Source organism: Nitrococcus mobilis Nb-231, from assembly GCF_000153205.1.
GTDB lineage: Bacteria > Pseudomonadota > Gammaproteobacteria > Nitrococcales > Nitrococcaceae > Nitrococcus > Nitrococcus mobilis.
The window spans coordinates 628,336-643,756 of record NZ_CH672427.1; the positions used below are offsets into that span (position 1 = coordinate 628,336).

Annotated in this window: 14 protein-coding genes; 5 read left to right on the forward strand and 9 right to left on the reverse strand. The window is 60.8% G+C overall.

Features of this window, described 5'->3' with window-relative positions:
- Positions 1-53 precede the first annotated feature (53 nt).
- A complete protein-coding gene (locus tag NB231_RS02920) occupies positions 54-491 on the reverse strand; it encodes an SseB family protein (RefSeq protein ID WP_004999632.1) in 438 nt (145 codons plus the stop codon).
- Positions 492-741: 250 nt separating this feature from the next.
- On the opposite strand from NB231_RS02920, the gene NB231_RS02925 reads away from it, so the two are divergent.
- Positions 742-2,553: a cation:proton antiporter gene (locus NB231_RS02925; protein ID WP_040662991.1), complete on the forward strand. Its 1,812-nt coding sequence runs from the start codon at positions 742-744 to the stop codon at positions 2,551-2,553.
- A gap of 75 nt (positions 2,554-2,628) precedes the next feature.
- Complete coding sequence (locus NB231_RS02930) at positions 2,629-3,399, forward strand: glycerophosphoryl diester phosphodiesterase (RefSeq protein ID WP_004999634.1); 771 nt, start codon at positions 2,629-2,631, stop codon at positions 3,397-3,399.
- An 83-nt stretch (positions 3,400-3,482) separates the two neighbouring features.
- On the opposite strand, the gene NB231_RS02935 is transcribed toward NB231_RS02930, so the two are convergent.
- A complete protein-coding gene (locus tag NB231_RS02935; RefSeq protein WP_040662996.1) occupies positions 3,483-4,148 on the reverse strand; it encodes an FAD-binding oxidoreductase in 666 nt (221 codons plus the stop codon).
- Between the two features lie 330 nt (positions 4,149-4,478).
- Here NB231_RS02935 and NB231_RS02940 point away from each other — a divergent pair, with 330 nt between their 5' ends.
- Together NB231_RS02940 and xerD are read left to right on the forward strand one after the other, a co-directional pair.
- Positions 4,479-5,249, forward strand: a complete 771-nt coding sequence (locus NB231_RS02940) for a slipin family protein (protein WP_004999637.1) — start codon at positions 4,479-4,481, stop codon at positions 5,247-5,249.
- Between the two features lie 56 nt (positions 5,250-5,305).
- Complete coding sequence (xerD, locus tag NB231_RS02945; protein WP_040662998.1) at positions 5,306-6,229, forward strand: site-specific tyrosine recombinase XerD; 924 nt, start codon at positions 5,306-5,308, stop codon at positions 6,227-6,229.
- A gap of 67 nt (positions 6,230-6,296) precedes the next feature.
- On the opposite strand, the gene glgX is transcribed toward xerD, so the two are convergent.
- The 3 genes from glgX to NB231_RS02960 form a co-directional block, all read right to left on the reverse strand.
- Complete coding sequence (glgX, locus tag NB231_RS02950) at positions 6,297-8,420, reverse strand: glycogen debranching protein GlgX (protein ID WP_004999641.1); 2,124 nt, start codon at positions 8,418-8,420, stop codon at positions 6,297-6,299.
- Positions 8,421-8,495: 75 nt separating this feature from the next.
- Positions 8,496-8,969 (reverse strand): hypothetical protein, encoded by a 474-nt coding sequence (locus NB231_RS02955; protein WP_004999642.1) that lies wholly within the window; start codon positions 8,967-8,969, stop codon positions 8,496-8,498.
- Between the two features lie 46 nt (positions 8,970-9,015).
- A complete protein-coding gene (locus NB231_RS02960) occupies positions 9,016-10,002 on the reverse strand; it encodes an ATP synthase subunit B family protein (protein ID WP_004999643.1) in 987 nt (328 codons plus the stop codon).
- Between the two features lie 385 nt (positions 10,003-10,387).
- Between NB231_RS02960 and NB231_RS02965 the strand changes: the two genes are divergently transcribed.
- Complete coding sequence (locus tag NB231_RS02965) at positions 10,388-11,746, forward strand: hypothetical protein (protein WP_004999645.1); 1,359 nt, start codon at positions 10,388-10,390, stop codon at positions 11,744-11,746.
- Positions 11,747-11,777: 31 nt separating this feature from the next.
- Here NB231_RS02965 and NB231_RS02970 read toward each other — a convergent pair whose 3' ends face one another.
- The 4 genes from NB231_RS02970 to NB231_RS02985 all read right to left on the reverse strand — a co-directional run.
- Positions 11,778-12,602: a sulfurtransferase gene (locus NB231_RS02970; protein ID WP_004999647.1), complete on the reverse strand. Its 825-nt coding sequence runs from the start codon at positions 12,600-12,602 to the stop codon at positions 11,778-11,780.
- Positions 12,599-13,837: a glycolate oxidase subunit GlcF gene (gene glcF / locus NB231_RS02975; RefSeq protein WP_004999649.1), complete on the reverse strand. Its 1,239-nt coding sequence runs from the start codon at positions 13,835-13,837 to the stop codon at positions 12,599-12,601. Before glcF ends, NB231_RS02970 begins: the two co-directional genes overlap by 4 nt.
- Positions 13,838-13,851: 14 nt before the next feature.
- A complete protein-coding gene (gene glcE, locus NB231_RS02980) occupies positions 13,852-14,925 on the reverse strand; it encodes a glycolate oxidase subunit GlcE (RefSeq protein WP_004999650.1) in 1,074 nt (357 codons plus the stop codon).
- 26 nt (positions 14,926-14,951) lie between these two features.
- The coding region (locus tag NB231_RS02985; protein ID WP_004999651.1) for an FAD-linked oxidase C-terminal domain-containing protein at positions 14,952-15,421 on the reverse strand (470 nt) is incomplete at its 5' end.

Here is a 15,421-nt window from a genome sequence, read left to right on the forward strand (position 1 = left end):
TGCGAGCGGTCAATTTTACCCGGCAAGGACAGGCGCGCGGTGCCAGTCGAGCATCAGGTTTCGCTGCCTTTGTTGCGTAGCTGAGCGAGTGCCTCTGGAGGCAGGCTTGCCGCATAAGACCACCCTGGATTGATCACCAGACCCATGCCGTCAGTGGCGTTGGCAACAATCCAACTGAATTCCACTTCGTATGGAAAGGCGAAATCCGGGAACTCTTTGACTATGGGCGGAACCCGATCGGAGTGAGTGAACATTGCAAGCATCGGGGTTTTTTCGGGACCTTCGAGAACCAGGGGCTGTATGTTCCGCTCATCGTCTTCATCATTATCGCTCTTTTCCGATTGACTGAGCAGGATAAACACCTCGGCATCGATCAGTTGATGCAGAAATTCGGCGGTGTCGGTCTCGCCATTTTGGGCGGCCACCAAGACTTTCTCCAGATCGTTGGCTGGCTCTAGCTCGGCGACCGGGACGGAGGACTGCTCGGACATGACAAGGCTCCGGTTTGGCGTGTTTCCTTTACAGGGTCTCACATCCGCCGGTGAGTATAAAATACAATCCTGACTACCTGCCTTTTCCGTGGCGAATCTGCTGCCGATTCGGAGTAAATTGCGGTATTTTGCGCGCCATGCGGGCAACCGAGCCGCTGGCATTCAAACAATCGCAAGCCCGCATCGGCTGGCCGGCAACGCGGTTAAGCGGATGGTGTGTCGGACCTGTAAACGCTATGGAGAGGATGCGATGAGTGGACAGCCGAGCGTACTACTTGTCGGCATCGGTGTACTGAGCGTGCTCTCGCAGTGGCTCGCCTGGCAAGTCCGACTGCCGGCGATCCTTTTCTTGCTCGCCGCGGGGTTGTTGATAGGACCGACTGCGGGGTGGCTGGTACCCGATGAGTTCTTTGGTCCGCTTCTGTTCCCGCTGATATCCCTCGCGGTAGCGGTCATTTTGTTCGAAGGCGGTCTCACCCTCCGGCTGGAGGAAATTCGTGGACTCGAGGCCCCCGTTCGTCGCCTGCTGACAGTCGGTGTGTTGATCACCTGGTGTATCAGCGCGGTCGCGGCATGGCTGTTCGTGTCCTTGAGCTGGGATTTGGCCGTGCTGTTCGGTGCCATCACGGTGGTCACCGGCCCTACGGTTATCCTCCCTATGCTGCGCACGATTCGACCGAGCGCCCGCGTGGCGAGCGTATTGCGTTGGGAAGGCATCGTCATTGACCCGATCGGGGCATTACTCGCCGTGCTGGTATTCGACTTCGTGGCCTCGAGCGGGGGTGCACAAGCCCTACCCGAGACTTTGCTTAGCTTCGCGCTAATCGTGGTAATTGGGCTTCTGTTCGGTGTCGTCGCCGGCTATTTATGGGGCCTGATTCTACGTAACTATTGGCTGGCTGATTATCTGCATAATATCGCTACGCTGGTCGCCGTTTTCGTGGTCGCCACGCTTGCCAACCAAGCCCGTGCCGAGTCCGGGTTGCTCGCCGTGACCGTCATGGGCATATGGCTCGGTAACATGCGCGGCATACCGTTGGAAGGGATTCTCAACTTTAAGGAGAGCCTAAGCCTTCTGCTGATTTCCGGGCTATTTATCATCCTTGCCGCCCGTATCGAACCCGAACGGCTGCTCGAATTGGGTTGGGGTGCGCTGTTGCTGCTGCTCTCTCTGCAACTCATTGCACGGCCGTTGACCGTTACATTGGCCACTCTGGGAAGCCCGCTGACGTGGCGTGAGCGGGTCTTGTTGAGCTGGATTGCTCCACGTGGAATCGTAGCCGCGGCCGTATCTGCGGTGTTCGCCATGCACTTGGCCGAGGCGGGCCACCCGCAGGCCTCGTTGTTAGTGCCGCTCACGTTTTTCGTGATCTTGGCTACCGTCGTGTTGCAAAGCGCGACCGCCCGGGCGTTGGCCTGCGTGCTCGGCGTCGTCGAGCCGCCCCCACGCGGCGTGCTCATCGTCGGCGCCAACCCCATCGGACGTGCCTTGGGCGAAGCACTGCAGGCGCTCGATTTTCCTGTGTTGCTGGTAGATACCAATTGGGACAACTTGCAGGTGGCGCGCATGCAGGGCCTACCGGTCTATTACGGCAACCCAACCTCCGAACACGCGGAGCGGCACTTGAGTCTGGCCGGCCTAGGCCAGATGCTGGCCGTTTCGCCGCGTTCCGATCTGAATCGACTGGCGAGTTTGCATTTCGCCAAGGAGTTCGGGCGCAATGCGGTCTTCCAATTGCCGCCGGGGGAGGGGGTACTCTGCTCCGCAGAGGTTCGGCATCACCACAGCCAAGACAATCTACTCTTCGACCCCGAGGCGACTTACGCTAAGCTGGCGAGCCGGCTCGGCCGGGGTGGCAAGATACGCGCAACGCAGTTGAGCAAGCAGTTCGGCTGGGAGGAATATCGCCGTGCCCATGCCGAGCTGATCTTGCTGCTCGCCGTCGATCCGGGCGGGCGGTTACATGTCAACCAAGCCGCCAAAGCGCTCGCACTTCAGGCCGGCTGGACGGCGCTGAGCCTTGTTGCCGCCGACGAGCGCGTCACGAAAGCAAAGGCCTGATCGTATGTCCGACCGGGCCGGCGTAGCGTCTTCGGGTGGCTTTGCGTATAGCACCCGGCAACGGAGCGAAGCGTGATGATTGCGGCACGCATAATCGGCCATCGCGGCGCAAGCAGTTTGGCACCGGAGAACACTTTGGCGGCAATTCGAGCGGGCGCCAACGCGGGCGTGCTTTGGGTGGAGATCGATGTCCGGCTGCTGGGCGATGGAACCGCTGTGGTCCATCATGACAAGACTGTAGACCGTTGTACCGATGGGACGGGCTTGCTGTCCCATTATGACCGGATGAGTATACGTCGGCTCGATGCTGGCCGCTGGTTTGGCGATGAGTTCGCCGGCGAGCGCATTCCACTGCTCCCCGAAGCATTGGCTCTGATTCGCGACCTCGGGCTCGGTGTCAATCTGGAGCTCAAAGCGACCAGCCGCTCGGCGGCTCGGCGGCTCGGGGCCGTGGTCGTCGGTGAACTGACAACAGCCGTCCTGCCCTGGGAAGGGGTCTTGGTCTCCTCGTTCGAGCCGGCCGCCTTGGAGGCCAGTCGAAAGCAGGCACGGTCGCTCCTCATCGGCTGTATATGGTCACGATTGCCGCGCGATTGGCGCCAGCAGGCGGCCACTTTAGGAGCGGTCAGCATTCATTGCAACTGGCGGTACCTAACGGAACGAACGGCGCATGCCGTCAAGGCAGCCGGCTTTGAGCTGTACTGCTATACCGTCAACAACTCCAGCGCATTTTTGCCGTATTGGGAGTGGGGCGTCGATGGCATTTTTACCGACCGCCCACAAGATTTCCTGGTCAGTGGTCCCCCCACCAATGGGGTTGGAGTAGGGCCTGTCGGCAGGCCCTAACGGCCGACGTGGAAACCGCATCCGAGGGTCTCGATCGTGAAAGAGGGGTTTCCTTGGCGTGGATTGCCATGGCTACTAACGGCTTACTTTTCGAAGATGAGGCTCTCAGGGGTTGCTCCCAAAGCTTGGAGAGCCTCGTTGATCTCACGGGTAAACGGCCGGGGACCGCAGACGTAGAAATGCTGGCCGAAATCGCTGACGTGCTCGGCCAAAAATGCCTGGTCGATCCGTCGGTTCAGATAGCCCGGCCGGCTCTCACGGGTGCAGGTGAAAATGCATTGATCGCCTAGATAGGAACGCAGCTCGTGCTCTTCGATGACATCGTTGGGGGTGCGGTTGGAAAAAAGCAGCTTATGCCCGTCGAGCTTCTCTTCGGTAGCCAAGGTCCTTAAGTGAGCGAGAAATGGCGTGATGCCGGCGCCACCGGCGATGAAAACGCCCGGGCCCTGGTAAAGGATGGTGCCGAAGGGGTCGCCGATCTGTAGTGTATCGCCGGGGCGCAGCGAGCGTATCTGTCGGGTTACTCCGTCGTGGTCCTCGTAGATTTTGATGGTGAACTCGAGAACGCCATCCTCCTGTAAGGAGGTGGGCGTAAAGGGCCGCCCCTTTTTCTCCCAGCCGGCCTTGGTCAGCATCAGCCTTACTCCTTGGCCAGGCGCGCAATCGAATCCTTCGGGCCGCGTGGTGGTCAGGCGCAGCACATCATGAGTGACACAGCCGCTGCGCAGCAGGGTGACGGTATGGGCCATGATCGCCTCCTCAGTTTTGTTATATCGAAAAAAATAGTCTAACCGATACGCAATGATGGTGCGTCGACGAAACTTATGCGGGCAGAATAGATTGTGCCGTTCGCGGGCGTCGTACGTTCGTTTGGCTGCCACCGGGGCACGGGATGCCTGCAGCGCTACCAAGAGGACCGCGGTGGCAAGCGCCGGGGCAGTGCAGTGCTTACGTTATCGGCGTTTGGGGTGAATTCGAGTTTCCCATCAGACCGAAAGGACGGCTATGCTTATCGATGTGGGATAACTATAGGGATCCCCGCAGGCTCGTGAGTACAAGAACAACGCAAGGAGGGCCGCATGGCCATACCGCTGCTCGTTGTCATTGGCGTCATCGTCGCGCTCATCATCGCCTCTTTCCGAGTGTTTCGCGAGTACGAGCGAGGCGTGATCTTTCTGCTCGGTCGTTTCTGGAAGGTGAAAGGGCCGGGGCTGCGCCTGGTAGTTCCGCTCATTCAGCAGTCGGTCAAGATCGATCTGCGACTGATCACCATGGATGTTCCGACCCAGGACGTGATTTCCAAGGACAACGTGTCCGTAAAGGTCAACGCCGTGCTTTATTTCCGAGTCGTCGATCCGGAACGGGTGGTTATCCAAGTCGAGAATTATTTCATGGCGACCAACCAGTTGGCCCAGACTACGCTGCGTTCAGTACTCGGGCAGCATGATCTCGACGAGATGCTCTCCGCACGCGAGAAGCTCAACCACAACATCCAGTCCATTCTCGACGAGCACACGGAAGCGTGGGGCATCAAGGTGGCCAATGTCGAAATCAAACACGTCGATCTCGACGAATCCATGGTCCGCGCCATCGCCCGTCAAGCCGAAGCCGAGCGGGAGCGTCGGGCCAAGGTCATTCACGCCGAGGGCGAATACCAGGCCGCGGCCCAGTTAGTGGCGGCAGCCAAGCGCATTGCCACCCAGCCCGAGGCGCTGCAGTTGCGCTACCTACAGACGCTGGCCGATATCTCCAATCAGAGCAAAAGCATCGTTATCCCGATTCCCTTGGAGATTTTCCGCCTGCTGGGAGGCCAGGAATCGACGCACACGGCGCCAACCAAACCCTCATAGGTAGAGTAGACTCCGTCGCCGCCTACCAAGGTGGCGCTGTGCTGGCCTTCGAAGTCATGCCTGAACGTGCAGAGTGCAACTCATTGGCAGCGGACGAGGAGAGGCTGATCGGGGGCTTTCTCGACACGCTATGGATGGAACGCGGGTTGTCGGCTCATACTCTGAGCGCCTATCGCAGCGATCTTGTGGCCTACGCTCGTTGGTTGGAACGGCATGGCACAGGGTTGCTGCGGGCCGGTCGCGACGGTCCCACCGCCTATCTCGCCGAGCGCGTCCGCTCTGGGGTGAGACCGCGGACCACCGCTCGATTACTTTCTACTCTGCGCTGCTTTTATCGCCTGCAGTTGCGTGACGGGCGCTTGGCGGAGGATCCGACCGCACAGCTGGATTCCCCCAAACTGGATCGGCCGCTGCCGGCCACTCTCAGCGAGCAAGAAGTGGAGGAGTTGTTAGCGGCGCCGGATTGCCAAAACCCCATCGGCTTGCGTGATCGCACAATGCTGGAGGTGGCCTATGCGACCGGGCTGCGGGTGTCCGAATTGGTGAGCCTGCGCCTCGGGCAGCTGAATCTTCGCCAAGGAATGGCGCGGATCATCGGTAAGGCCGATAAGGAGCGTTTGGTTCCCTTGGGGGATGAGGCCCAGGCTTGGCTCGAGGATTACCTGCAGGATGCGCGCTCGGTGCTGCTCACCCACCCCTCGGCCTCCGTGCTGTTCATAACCCGCCGCGGTGAGGCCATGACGCGCCAGGCATTTTGGTACCGCATCAAATACTATGCCCAGGTAGCCGGAATCAGCAAGCCGCTTTCGCCTCATACGCTGCGCCACTCTTTTGCCACTCACCTGCTGAATCACGGGGCCGATCTCAGAGTCGTGCAACTCCTGCTTGGCCACAGCGACCTGACCACAACGCAGATCTATACTCATGTTGCTCGGCAGCGTTTGCAGGAGCTCCATGCCCGCCATCATCCCCGGGGATGAATTCGAGCCGCCGTTCGTGGCGCAGCGGCTGCCGGGTAACGTTTGCCGAGCGAGACGGCGCGGCGTGTCATGCCTCGGGCGTTGCCGGGTTGTCCGGCGAGCCGAAAAGCCGCGTCGAGCGTCCCGGGATCTCGACCGTCTCACCTCGGGCGTGAGTCACGCCGTCGGCGTCGCAGGTGCCTTCGTGAGTATCCAGCAGGCGTTGCCAAACAAAATCGCCTTCGAGCTCGGGGAGCTTGAAGGCCACCGTTTCATGATGCGAATTAAATATCGCGAGCAGGATGCGCTCGCCTCGATCGCTTATGTAGGCCCGCTCCTCGCCGCGCTCGAGCAGCAGACCGATGCACCGGCTACCGGCGTCCCCCCACTCCTCATCGCTATAATCGTTCCCCGAGGGGCCGATCCAGCGGATCTTCATGCCGTCGCGAAAACTATACCGATGAAGCAGCGGCTGGTTCTGGCGCAGCTTGATCGCCTGACGGACGAATTCCGTGAGCGCCTGATCCGCGGCATCGATGGCATCCCAGTCCGTCCAGCTGAGCTCATTGTCTTGGCAATAGACATTGTTGTTGCCGTTTTGCGTCTGGCCGAACTCGTCACCCGCAAGCAGCATCGGTGTGCCGTGCGAGAGCAAAAGCGCCGTCAGCAGGTTGCGTTTTTGGCGCTCGCGTAACGTTCTGACCTCCGGCTCGTCGCTCGGCCCTTCGACGCCGCAGTTCCAGCTCAAGTTGTCGTTGCTGCCGTCCTGGTTGTCCTCGCCGTTGGCCTCGTTATGCTTTTCGTTGTAGGAGACAAGATCATTCAGGGTGAAGCCATCGTGCGCAGTGATGAAGTTGACGCTCGACCAGGGCCGCCGGCCATGCCAGTCGTAAAGGTCTCCGGAGCCGGTGACCCGCGCCGCGAAGTCTCGAATCAGCCCTTCGTCGCCTTTCCAATAGCCACGTAACGTGTCGCGGTATTTTCCGTTCCACTCCGCCCACCCAGGGGGGAAGCGCCCGAGCTGGTAGCCGCCGGGCCCGATATCCCAGGGTTCGCCGATGAGCTTCACGTGCGCCAGCACCGGGTCCTGCCCCATGGCGTCGAAGAAACCGCCGCGCGGATTGAATCCGTCCTTCTCGCGGCCGAGGATGGTGCCGAGATCGAAACGAAAGCCGTCGACATGCATCTCCAGAACCCAATAGCGCAATGAGTCCATCACCATCTGCAGCACGCGCGGATGGCTGGTGTTGACGGTATTGCCCGTGCCGGTGTCATTGATGTAATAGCGTCGCTGCTCCGGCATCAGTCGGTAATAGGAAGCGTTGTCGATGCCTTTAAAGCACAGCGTCGGTCCGAGCTCGTTGCCTTCCGCGGTGTGGTTGTAGACCACGTCGAGAATCACCTCGAGGCCCGCCTCGTGCAAGCGCATGACCATTTCCTTGAACGAGTTCACCCCGCCTGGGCCGAGGTAACGCGGCTCCAGGGCGAAAAAGCCGATCGAGTTGTAACCCCAGTAATTTCTCAAGCCCTTGTCGAGCAGCGGCTGATCCTGAACGAAAGCATGAATGGGCAAGAGCTCGACGGAGGTGACGCCTAGGCTTTTGATATAGTCGACCACCGCCTTTTGTCCGAGTCCTTTGAAGTTGCCGCGAAGCTCTGGCGGCACCGCCGGATGGCGCATCGTATAGCCGCGCACATGCGTTTCGTAGAAGATGGTGCGTTCCCAGGGCACGCGCGGGCGCTCATCGCCGGTCCAGTCGAAGGTCGGATCGATGACTTCGCATTTGGGCATGCCTTCAGCGCTGTCTCGGTCGTCGTAGGACAAATCCCGCTTATCCGAGTCAAGCCGATAGCCGTAATGTGCCTCCGACCAGCGCAGCTCGCCGGCGAACGCCTTAGCGTACGGATCGAGCAAAAGCTTGTGGGGATTGAACCGATGCCCATTCTCCGGGTCGTAGGGTCCGTGAACTCGATAGCCGTAGAGCGTGCCGGGGCCGACTTCCGGCAGGTAGCCGTGCCAGACTTCGTTGGTATACTCCGGCAGCTCGATACGTTCGACCTCGTGGTGTTCGGTGGGATGAAAAAGGCAAAGCTCCACCTTTTCGGCATGCACGGAAAACAAGGCGAAGTTGGTGCCCTCGCCATCCCACGTGGCGCCTAACGGCGCCGGTAGCCCGCCGAGTACCCGGCGGCTGGTATTGTTGTTGCTCATGGTTGTCTGCCAGACAGGTTAAAGGTTTGTTTTGTTTGTGCTTTCAATGCCGCTCTCCGATCGGCTCGTAAGCATTTACCCCAGGCGCAACTCGGTGAGCGACGCGCGGGCGCTGCCGCCGCTGATGTCGGGAATGATTCGTAGCTCAAAGGCGGTTACCCCCGTAAGGTCCACTCGAAAATCCTCGACTTCCTCGCTGGTATGCGGTGGACTGAACGTATACTGCTGACGCACGAGTTCGCGGAAATTGTGTCCATCCGGTGACCAGTGCAGAACGAACTCCTGCATCCGTGGAATCTCGATCTCGTGGAAAACGATGCGTATACGCTCGATTCTGAGCGCTTCGTCGAACAGCAGGCGAATAACCTGCTCTCCCGCTTCGGCGGCACGCCAGCCGGTTTCCATGTCCGCTCGGAATGCCAATTCAATGGGATACGCCGGGTCTTCAGAGCTGATTTCGACCTGCGCGAAGCGCTCTACGTTCAACCATTTCGCTCGATTGCCGATGGGGCTATATGGCGCGTTTTGCGCAATGATCCGCTTTCGCATTGGTTTTGTCGCAGCAGTTAGCTGTGAAGTGTATTGCGGCTGCTACCTAACGCCGGGCCATCCCCGCACGGGTACGGCGGGGACTTCCCACCATGCCGCCAACCGCTGCGGCGACACCGCCGAGCACTAAGGCGACGAACGCCCATAATGCAGCAGCGGAAATTGTTTCAGCCGCCTTCTGGCTTGCCTGCACAGCGGTTTCTTTTGCCTGATCGGCAACCTGTTGTGCTTGATTGATCGCCTGTTGGGCTTGTTGAGTCCAGCGCTCGGCTATTTTTTTAGCCGTTTCAGGATCCTTGTCCGTGCGTGCGGCGATGACGTTCGCCAAGTCTTCGGTGTCGACCGCTTGGGCACCTTGTTTGATCGATTGAACGATTTTATCGATAGCTTGATTGAGATCCCGTTGTGCATCGCCCGGCGAGACGGCAACATCTTGGGCTGCGCGTTGTGCACTCTGCGTGGCCTGCTGCGCTTCGTCTTTGATCTGCTCGGCACTGCCTGTCTGCTGTAGTAGCTGTCGAGCCTCCTGGCGAATCGAGCGTAGGCTCAGATCTTGCTCGTCTAGCGCTTGTTGCGCCATTTGTTTTGCTTCGGGCGCAACAGCCGCCACCCCTTCTCCGAGCAACCCCATTCCTTGGCCGACGACATTGGCGGCACCGCTAAGCAGATTGCCGACAGCCGTGGTCATCAAATAAAACGACAGTAGCGTGATCAGTCCCCAAGCGACGATGCCATGCAGAATCCCATCTAAGGCTTTGGGCATGTTGGCGAGGTGGCCGGCCGTCCAACCGCCGGCGAATAAGGCGATAAGACTGGAAATCACCAGCCAGATGCCGCTTCCTATCCCGATCCCGCTGAGGGGGGCCTGCTCACTCGCCGGGTCGATTAGCCCAGCCCCCAAGGAGAGCCCTAACAGGTTGAGCGTCAGTTGCACGACTAGCGCTACGACTACTCCTGCAAAGATGCTGCGCCAAGATATGCGCCGTACAGGCTGTGGCTCATGCAGGGCCAAGGTTTCACTATGATTCGCCACTTCGGGTACCTCAAATGTGGAAAATAGTTCATGATCTAATGAGTTTCACAAGTGTTTAGACTTAAAATTTCAACAATGACTCCCGAGCGAGGAAATAATTTCTCCGGCGCGAACACCCACGTTTGCGCGGGGCCAAGGGGCTGCGACTCGGTTTTCTTGCTGCAGCGGGGAGCGCATCGCGTTCGGCAGCGCAACATTACTTAGGGATGGGCGGCGGACGCCGATTTGGCAGTCAGTGCTGATGTCGATCAGGTCGAACCTGACCAGCGGACGATACGAGTTATCGTGAGCACGGCGGGGTGGCGCTCGTTTATACACCCTCGCGCCTATTATTGTTGATACTGACTATCGTGCCTGCGATGTCCTAATCGAAGGAGTTGGCGGCATGCGCCTGCTGGATGCGGTATTGGCCTTCTCTCTGACGATCGCGATACTGGCTACGGTCGTTACGACGTTGATAGAGGGGATGCTGCGAGCCGCGCGGCTGCGCAAAAAGAACCTCGTCGAAGTTGTCAAGCGGTTGAATGATGAGCTCAAAATGGGGCCATTAAACCTGAGTCCGGCGGAGCGCCGGAAATTCGCAGTTTCGGTTATACAAAATCCGCTAAAGACTTCGGTCCGAGAACGGGCGAAACACGCGAATGATGCGTCGATTGAGCACTACTTGCAGTCGACAGGAAGAGCTTCGACGCGCGGTAAGCCTATACTCCGGCGGGTGGCTCTCACTTTGGCGCATCTATTCTGGGATCCCCAACGGGGCCCCCTTTACGATAAGGTGTCGCTGGAGCATGTATTGCGCCGGCTCGCCGACACCGAATCCGTGCAACGAATCTGCCGTGAGGCCAGCGAGTTCGCGCAAACCGAACTCAATCGACTGGCGCGCAAGTACGAAGAACTCGTCTCGGCCGTATCGGCGAACTTCAAGCGTGATACCCAACTGTGGTCGATAGCCGTAGGGGTCCTACTGGCGGTAGGCGCCAACATTGACGGCGTACGCCTCCTCGAGACCTATGCGCGGGACGGCAACCTCGCCGCCACTTTAATCGAACGGCAGGATCAGCTCAGTAGCGGCCAAGCCTACCGGGACGCGGCAGTTGCAGCGCCTGGGACAACCGAGGTGCACTCGGCAACAGCGCCTGGAGATTCGGACTTGGGAGTGGGTGACCCAATACCGCCCGGCATCTCGGCGGGATCACAGCCGAGGAATCAAGAGAATTCAGGCACCGGCCCACAACTCGGGCCGTTTCCGCAAGAGGTATTCCGCGCGCATAGACAGATCATCGACCTCATAGCACTGGGGATTCCGATTGGTTGGGACTTGTATCCTGCCTGCGGTTACCGAGCGCCGGCTACCCACCAGAGCACCACGCCGATTGCCGACGATCCGTACTGTCAGAAACTTGCGGCCGCGCAGAAAACGCCGCCCTTGGCCACCGCTTCAATAGGCAAGCGAATCGGTTATACCGCAGCCAACGACCCGATCGGCGTATTGCAATGGTTTGTCAAAGTCATCGTTACCGGTCTGCTCATCGGTCTCGGCGCGCCCTTTTGGTTCGACGTCGCCAAGCGGTTGGCGCAGATCCGCCAAGCGGGTAATTTCGAGAACGCCGCGGCAGAGGTTCGGATGTCGGGCAAGGATGCGAACGGAGACCCGGCGGTGCGCAATAGGATTGTCCGTGCTGTTGTGGCAGACGCGGTTGCGACCGAGCATCCTGTCGAGCCGCCGCTTACCTCAAAGCCCTAAAGCGGCCCGCCTAGCACGCGCCTTGGAGCCCTTAATCGACTTCAATCGGCAGATCCGCATCGTTGCCCCACTCGGACCAGGAGCCGTCGTAGCCGCGCACCTGCGGATAGCCGAGGGACTTGAGCACGATAAAAGTATGGGCGGAGCGCTGGTGTGACTGGCAGTGGGTAATGATGGCCTTATCGGGGGTGATGCCGCGCTCGTTAAGCTGCTCCCGAAGTTCCGCGGGAGGACGCAATCGCAGGTGATTCTCTGGATCGATCGCTTGCGTCCACTCGAAGTTCACCGCCCCCGGGATGTGGCCGCCGCGCAACGATCGCAGTTCCTCGCCGCGGTATTCGGCCGGGGAGCGGACATCCAGCACGAGCGTGTGCGCATCGTCCAGGTGCTGGAGGATGTAGTCCCGATCGGCGCGCGCTGCCGGGTTGCGCAGCTTGGCTCGATAAGTCGACGGAACCGGTGCGCGCGGCGTGGACTCCAAGGGCCGCTGTTCCGCCCGCCAGGCGCGTAAGCCGCCGTTTAGCAGCGAGTAGCTAAAGTGACCGAGTACATCGAGTGTCCAGAGTAGGCGGCTTGCTCGAGCGTTGCGCTCATCGTCGTAGGCGACGACATGCCGCTCCTCGGTCAACCCCAGCGCCGAGAACAGCTCGGTGAGATGCGCCTCATCCGGTAGCCTGCCCACAGCGGGTGGCTCGCCTCGAACGAGCGCCGAGTAATCGAGTTGAACAGCTCCAGGGATATGCCCGATGTTATCGGTCTGCGGCGAGGACAAATCGATCAGCAGCAGCCGAGGATTGGCCAGATGACGCTCCAACTCCTCGGGCTCTACCAGCAAAGGGAGAAGATGGTCTGTCATCGCAGGCTCCTTGGTGCGCTCGGCTTGATGTCGATGAGTTCCAACCAGTGTCGTACCGGCACGCTGGAGCCCTCGGCCAGATGGGTCAGGCAACCGATATTCGCCGTGGCGATCAGCTGCGGCTGACCGGACATGAGGCTGTGCAGCTTCTGCGTTCGCAACTGCGCGGCGAGCTTGGGCTGCAACACGGAGTAGGTCCCCGCCGAGCCGCAACAGATATGAGGGTCCGCCACCGGCGTGAGCTCGAAGCCGACCTTCGTAAGCAGCCGCTCGACCCGCCCCGGCAGCCTTAACGCGTGCTGCAGCGTACAAGGGGCCTGGAAGGCGATTTGCCGCGGCACGTCGGCGGCCGGGACGAGCGCCTCGGCATGAGCCTCCAACAGCTCGACCGGGTCTATCGTCAACTCGGTCACCCGCTTGGCTTTGGCGGCGTAGCTAGGATCTGAACGCAGCTGATGAGCGTAGTCTTTGAGCTGGGCGCCACAGCCGCTCGCGTTCACCACGATGGCCTCGGCGCCGCCTTCCACATGAGGCCACCAGGCATCGATGTTGCGTTGCATGCGGTCGCGGGCGGTAGCCGGATGGCCGAGGTGCTGGTCGATCGCGCCGCAGCAACCGGCTTTAGGCGAGCGGATCACCGCAATATCCAGACCGTCCAGGAGACGGGCCGTTTGCGGATTGAGCGTAGGCTCCAACGCCGGCTGTACACACCCTTCGAGCAGCAAGACCTTGCGTGGCCGGCTGCGCGCGATGGGCCAGGCCGGCGCTTGGCGCCGGGGTTGGATCTTTTTGGCCAGCGGGGCCGGCAGGAGCGGTCGGAAGGCACGGCCGAGCGCGAGCAGGCTGCCAAACAGCCGGCGCCGGGGCAGCACGAGCCGCAAGCCAAGCTGCATGAGGCGCTGATGGAGCCGGCGCGGTACGCGTTGTTCGACGAGCGTACGGCCCAAATCGGCCAACCGGCTGTATTGAACGCCGGACGGGCAGGTCGTTTCGCAGGCACGGCAGGTGAGACAGCGATCCAGGTGCAGCTGAATGCTCGGGCTGGGCCGCTCGCCCTCCAAGACCTGTTTGATCTGGTAGATACGGCCGCGCGGGCTGTCCAGCTCATCGCCCAGTAAGCGATAGGTGGGGCAGGTCGCCAGGCAGAAGCCGCAGTGGGTGCACTTGCGCAGTATCTGATCCGCTTCCTGACCGTCGGGGGTGTCCTTGATGAATTCGGCTAGACGTGTCTGCATAACCTCATCTTAGTTCACAGCGGTGCATAGAGGCGACCGGGATTGAGGATGCCGGTCGGATCGAAAGCTTGTTTCAGTCGCTGATGCAAGCCCAGCAGCGGCGCATCGAGTGGCTGGAACACATCCGCGCTGCGGTCGCCGCCGCGGAAGTGGGTGGCGTGACCGCCGAGTCGCTGCGCCTCCCGGCGGATGCGCGTGGGGTCTGTGTCCGTGCGCAGCCAGATCTGCCGGCCCGCCCAATCGTTGATCCAAGCGCCCGGTAGGTCCGGTGGCGACGCGGCGGCCGGCAGCACGATACGCCAGAGTGATTCCTCTCCGCGGCATGTGAAAAAGGCGAGGCGGTGGTCGCGCAGCTCGCGCCAGAATCGCTCCGCCGAGCCGAAATCCTGACCGCCGATCCGCCGGCGGCCGAATGCCACGGCGCTCGCTGCGCCCGATAGGCGCACATACAGCCGCGCGCCGTCGTGCGCGACCGCCGAGACGGGAACGCCGGCCCGCAGCCATTGCTCGGTGAGCTCATAGATGCGCGCGACCGGCTCATCCACGGTGAGCGTTTGTTCGTTCTGCGGCACGGGCAGCAACTTGAGCGAGACTTCCAGAATCACGCCCAGCGTGCCGAGTGCCCCGACCATGAGGCGGGAGAGGTCGTAGCCGGCGACGTTTTTCATCACTTGGCCGCCGAATTGCAACACCTGGCCACGTCCGTTGACGATGCGCACACCGAGTACCATGTCGCGCACGGAGCCGGCGAACGGTCGGCGCGGCCCCGCCAGACCGGCGGCGATGGCGCCACCGAGCGTGGCCTCGCCGGCGAAGCAGGGCGGCTCGAACGCCAGCATCTGATCATGCTCGGCGAGCCGCGCCGTCAGCTCCGTTAGAGGCGTTCCACTGCGGGCGGTCAGCACCAGCTCGCTCGGCTCATAGTTCACGATACCGCGGTGCTCGGTCATCCGCAGCGGCTCGCCGCACGTTTCTCGCCCATAGAACCGCTTGGTTGCATTGCCGAGTATTTCCAGAGCCAGGCCGGTCGCGTTGGCCTGGCGTATCTGCTCTGCGATCTCGGCGGTCAGATCGGAGGATGTATGCATGAGGGTCAAGCGGCTCGTTACGGGGCCTAAAAGCGGTCGATTTGCGGATGCGGCAGCTCGCCTCGGTGTACGTGCAAGCGGCCGAATTCGGCGCAGCGATTGAGCGTGGGTATCGCCTTACCCGGATTCAGCAGACCCTGCGGGTCAAATGCCGCCTTTACAGCATAGAATTGTTCGAGCTCTTCGGAGCGGAACTGAACACACATCTGATCGATCTTCTCCATGCCGACGCCGTGCTCCCCGGTAATGGTGCCCCCGACTTCCACGCACAGCTCAAGGATCTGGCCGCCGAGCGTCTCGGCTCGCTCGAGTTCTCCGGGGCGGTTGCCATCGAAGAGAATAAGTGGGTGCAGGTTGCCGTCACCGGCATGGAAGACATTGACCGTGCGCAACCCCTGCGCCGCGGAGAGTTCGCTGATGCGCTTGAGCACCCGCGCGAGGTGCTTACGCGGGATGGTGCCGTCCATGCAGTAGTAGTCGGGCGCAAGGCGGCCCA

What these genes read in the sequence shown, in the direction of transcription:
- NB231_RS02965 (WP_004999645.1), top strand. Translation starts at nt 10,388, where the DNA reads ATGCGCCTGCTGGATGCGGTATTGGCCTTCTCTCTGACGATCGCGATA.
- glgX (WP_004999641.1), bottom strand. Translation starts at nt 8,420, where the DNA reads ATGAGCAACAACAATACCAGCCGCCGGGTACTCGGCGGGCTACCGGCG.
- NB231_RS02930 (WP_004999634.1), top strand. Translation starts at nt 2,629, where the DNA reads ATGATTGCGGCACGCATAATCGGCCATCGCGGCGCAAGCAGTTTGGCA.
- NB231_RS02955 (WP_004999642.1), bottom strand. Translation starts at nt 8,969, where the DNA reads ATGCGAAAGCGGATCATTGCGCAAAACGCGCCATATAGCCCCATCGGC.
- NB231_RS02935 (WP_040662996.1), bottom strand. Translation starts at nt 4,148, where the DNA reads ATGGCCCATACCGTCACCCTGCTGCGCAGCGGCTGTGTCACTCATGAT.
- xerD (WP_040662998.1), top strand. Translation starts at nt 5,306, where the DNA reads ATGCCTGAACGTGCAGAGTGCAACTCATTGGCAGCGGACGAGGAGAGG.
- NB231_RS02970 (WP_004999647.1), bottom strand. Translation starts at nt 12,602, where the DNA reads ATGACAGACCATCTTCTCCCTTTGCTGGTAGAGCCCGAGGAGTTGGAG.
- glcE (WP_004999650.1), bottom strand. Translation starts at nt 14,925, where the DNA reads ATGCATACATCCTCCGATCTGACCGCCGAGATCGCAGAGCAGATACGC.
- glcF (WP_004999649.1), bottom strand. Translation starts at nt 13,837, where the DNA reads ATGCAGACACGTCTAGCCGAATTCATCAAGGACACCCCCGACGGTCAG.
- NB231_RS02925 (WP_040662991.1), top strand. Translation starts at nt 742, where the DNA reads ATGAGTGGACAGCCGAGCGTACTACTTGTCGGCATCGGTGTACTGAGC.
- NB231_RS02920 (WP_004999632.1), bottom strand. Translation starts at nt 491, where the DNA reads ATGTCCGAGCAGTCCTCCGTCCCGGTCGCCGAGCTAGAGCCAGCCAAC.
- NB231_RS02940 (WP_004999637.1), top strand. Translation starts at nt 4,479, where the DNA reads ATGGCCATACCGCTGCTCGTTGTCATTGGCGTCATCGTCGCGCTCATC.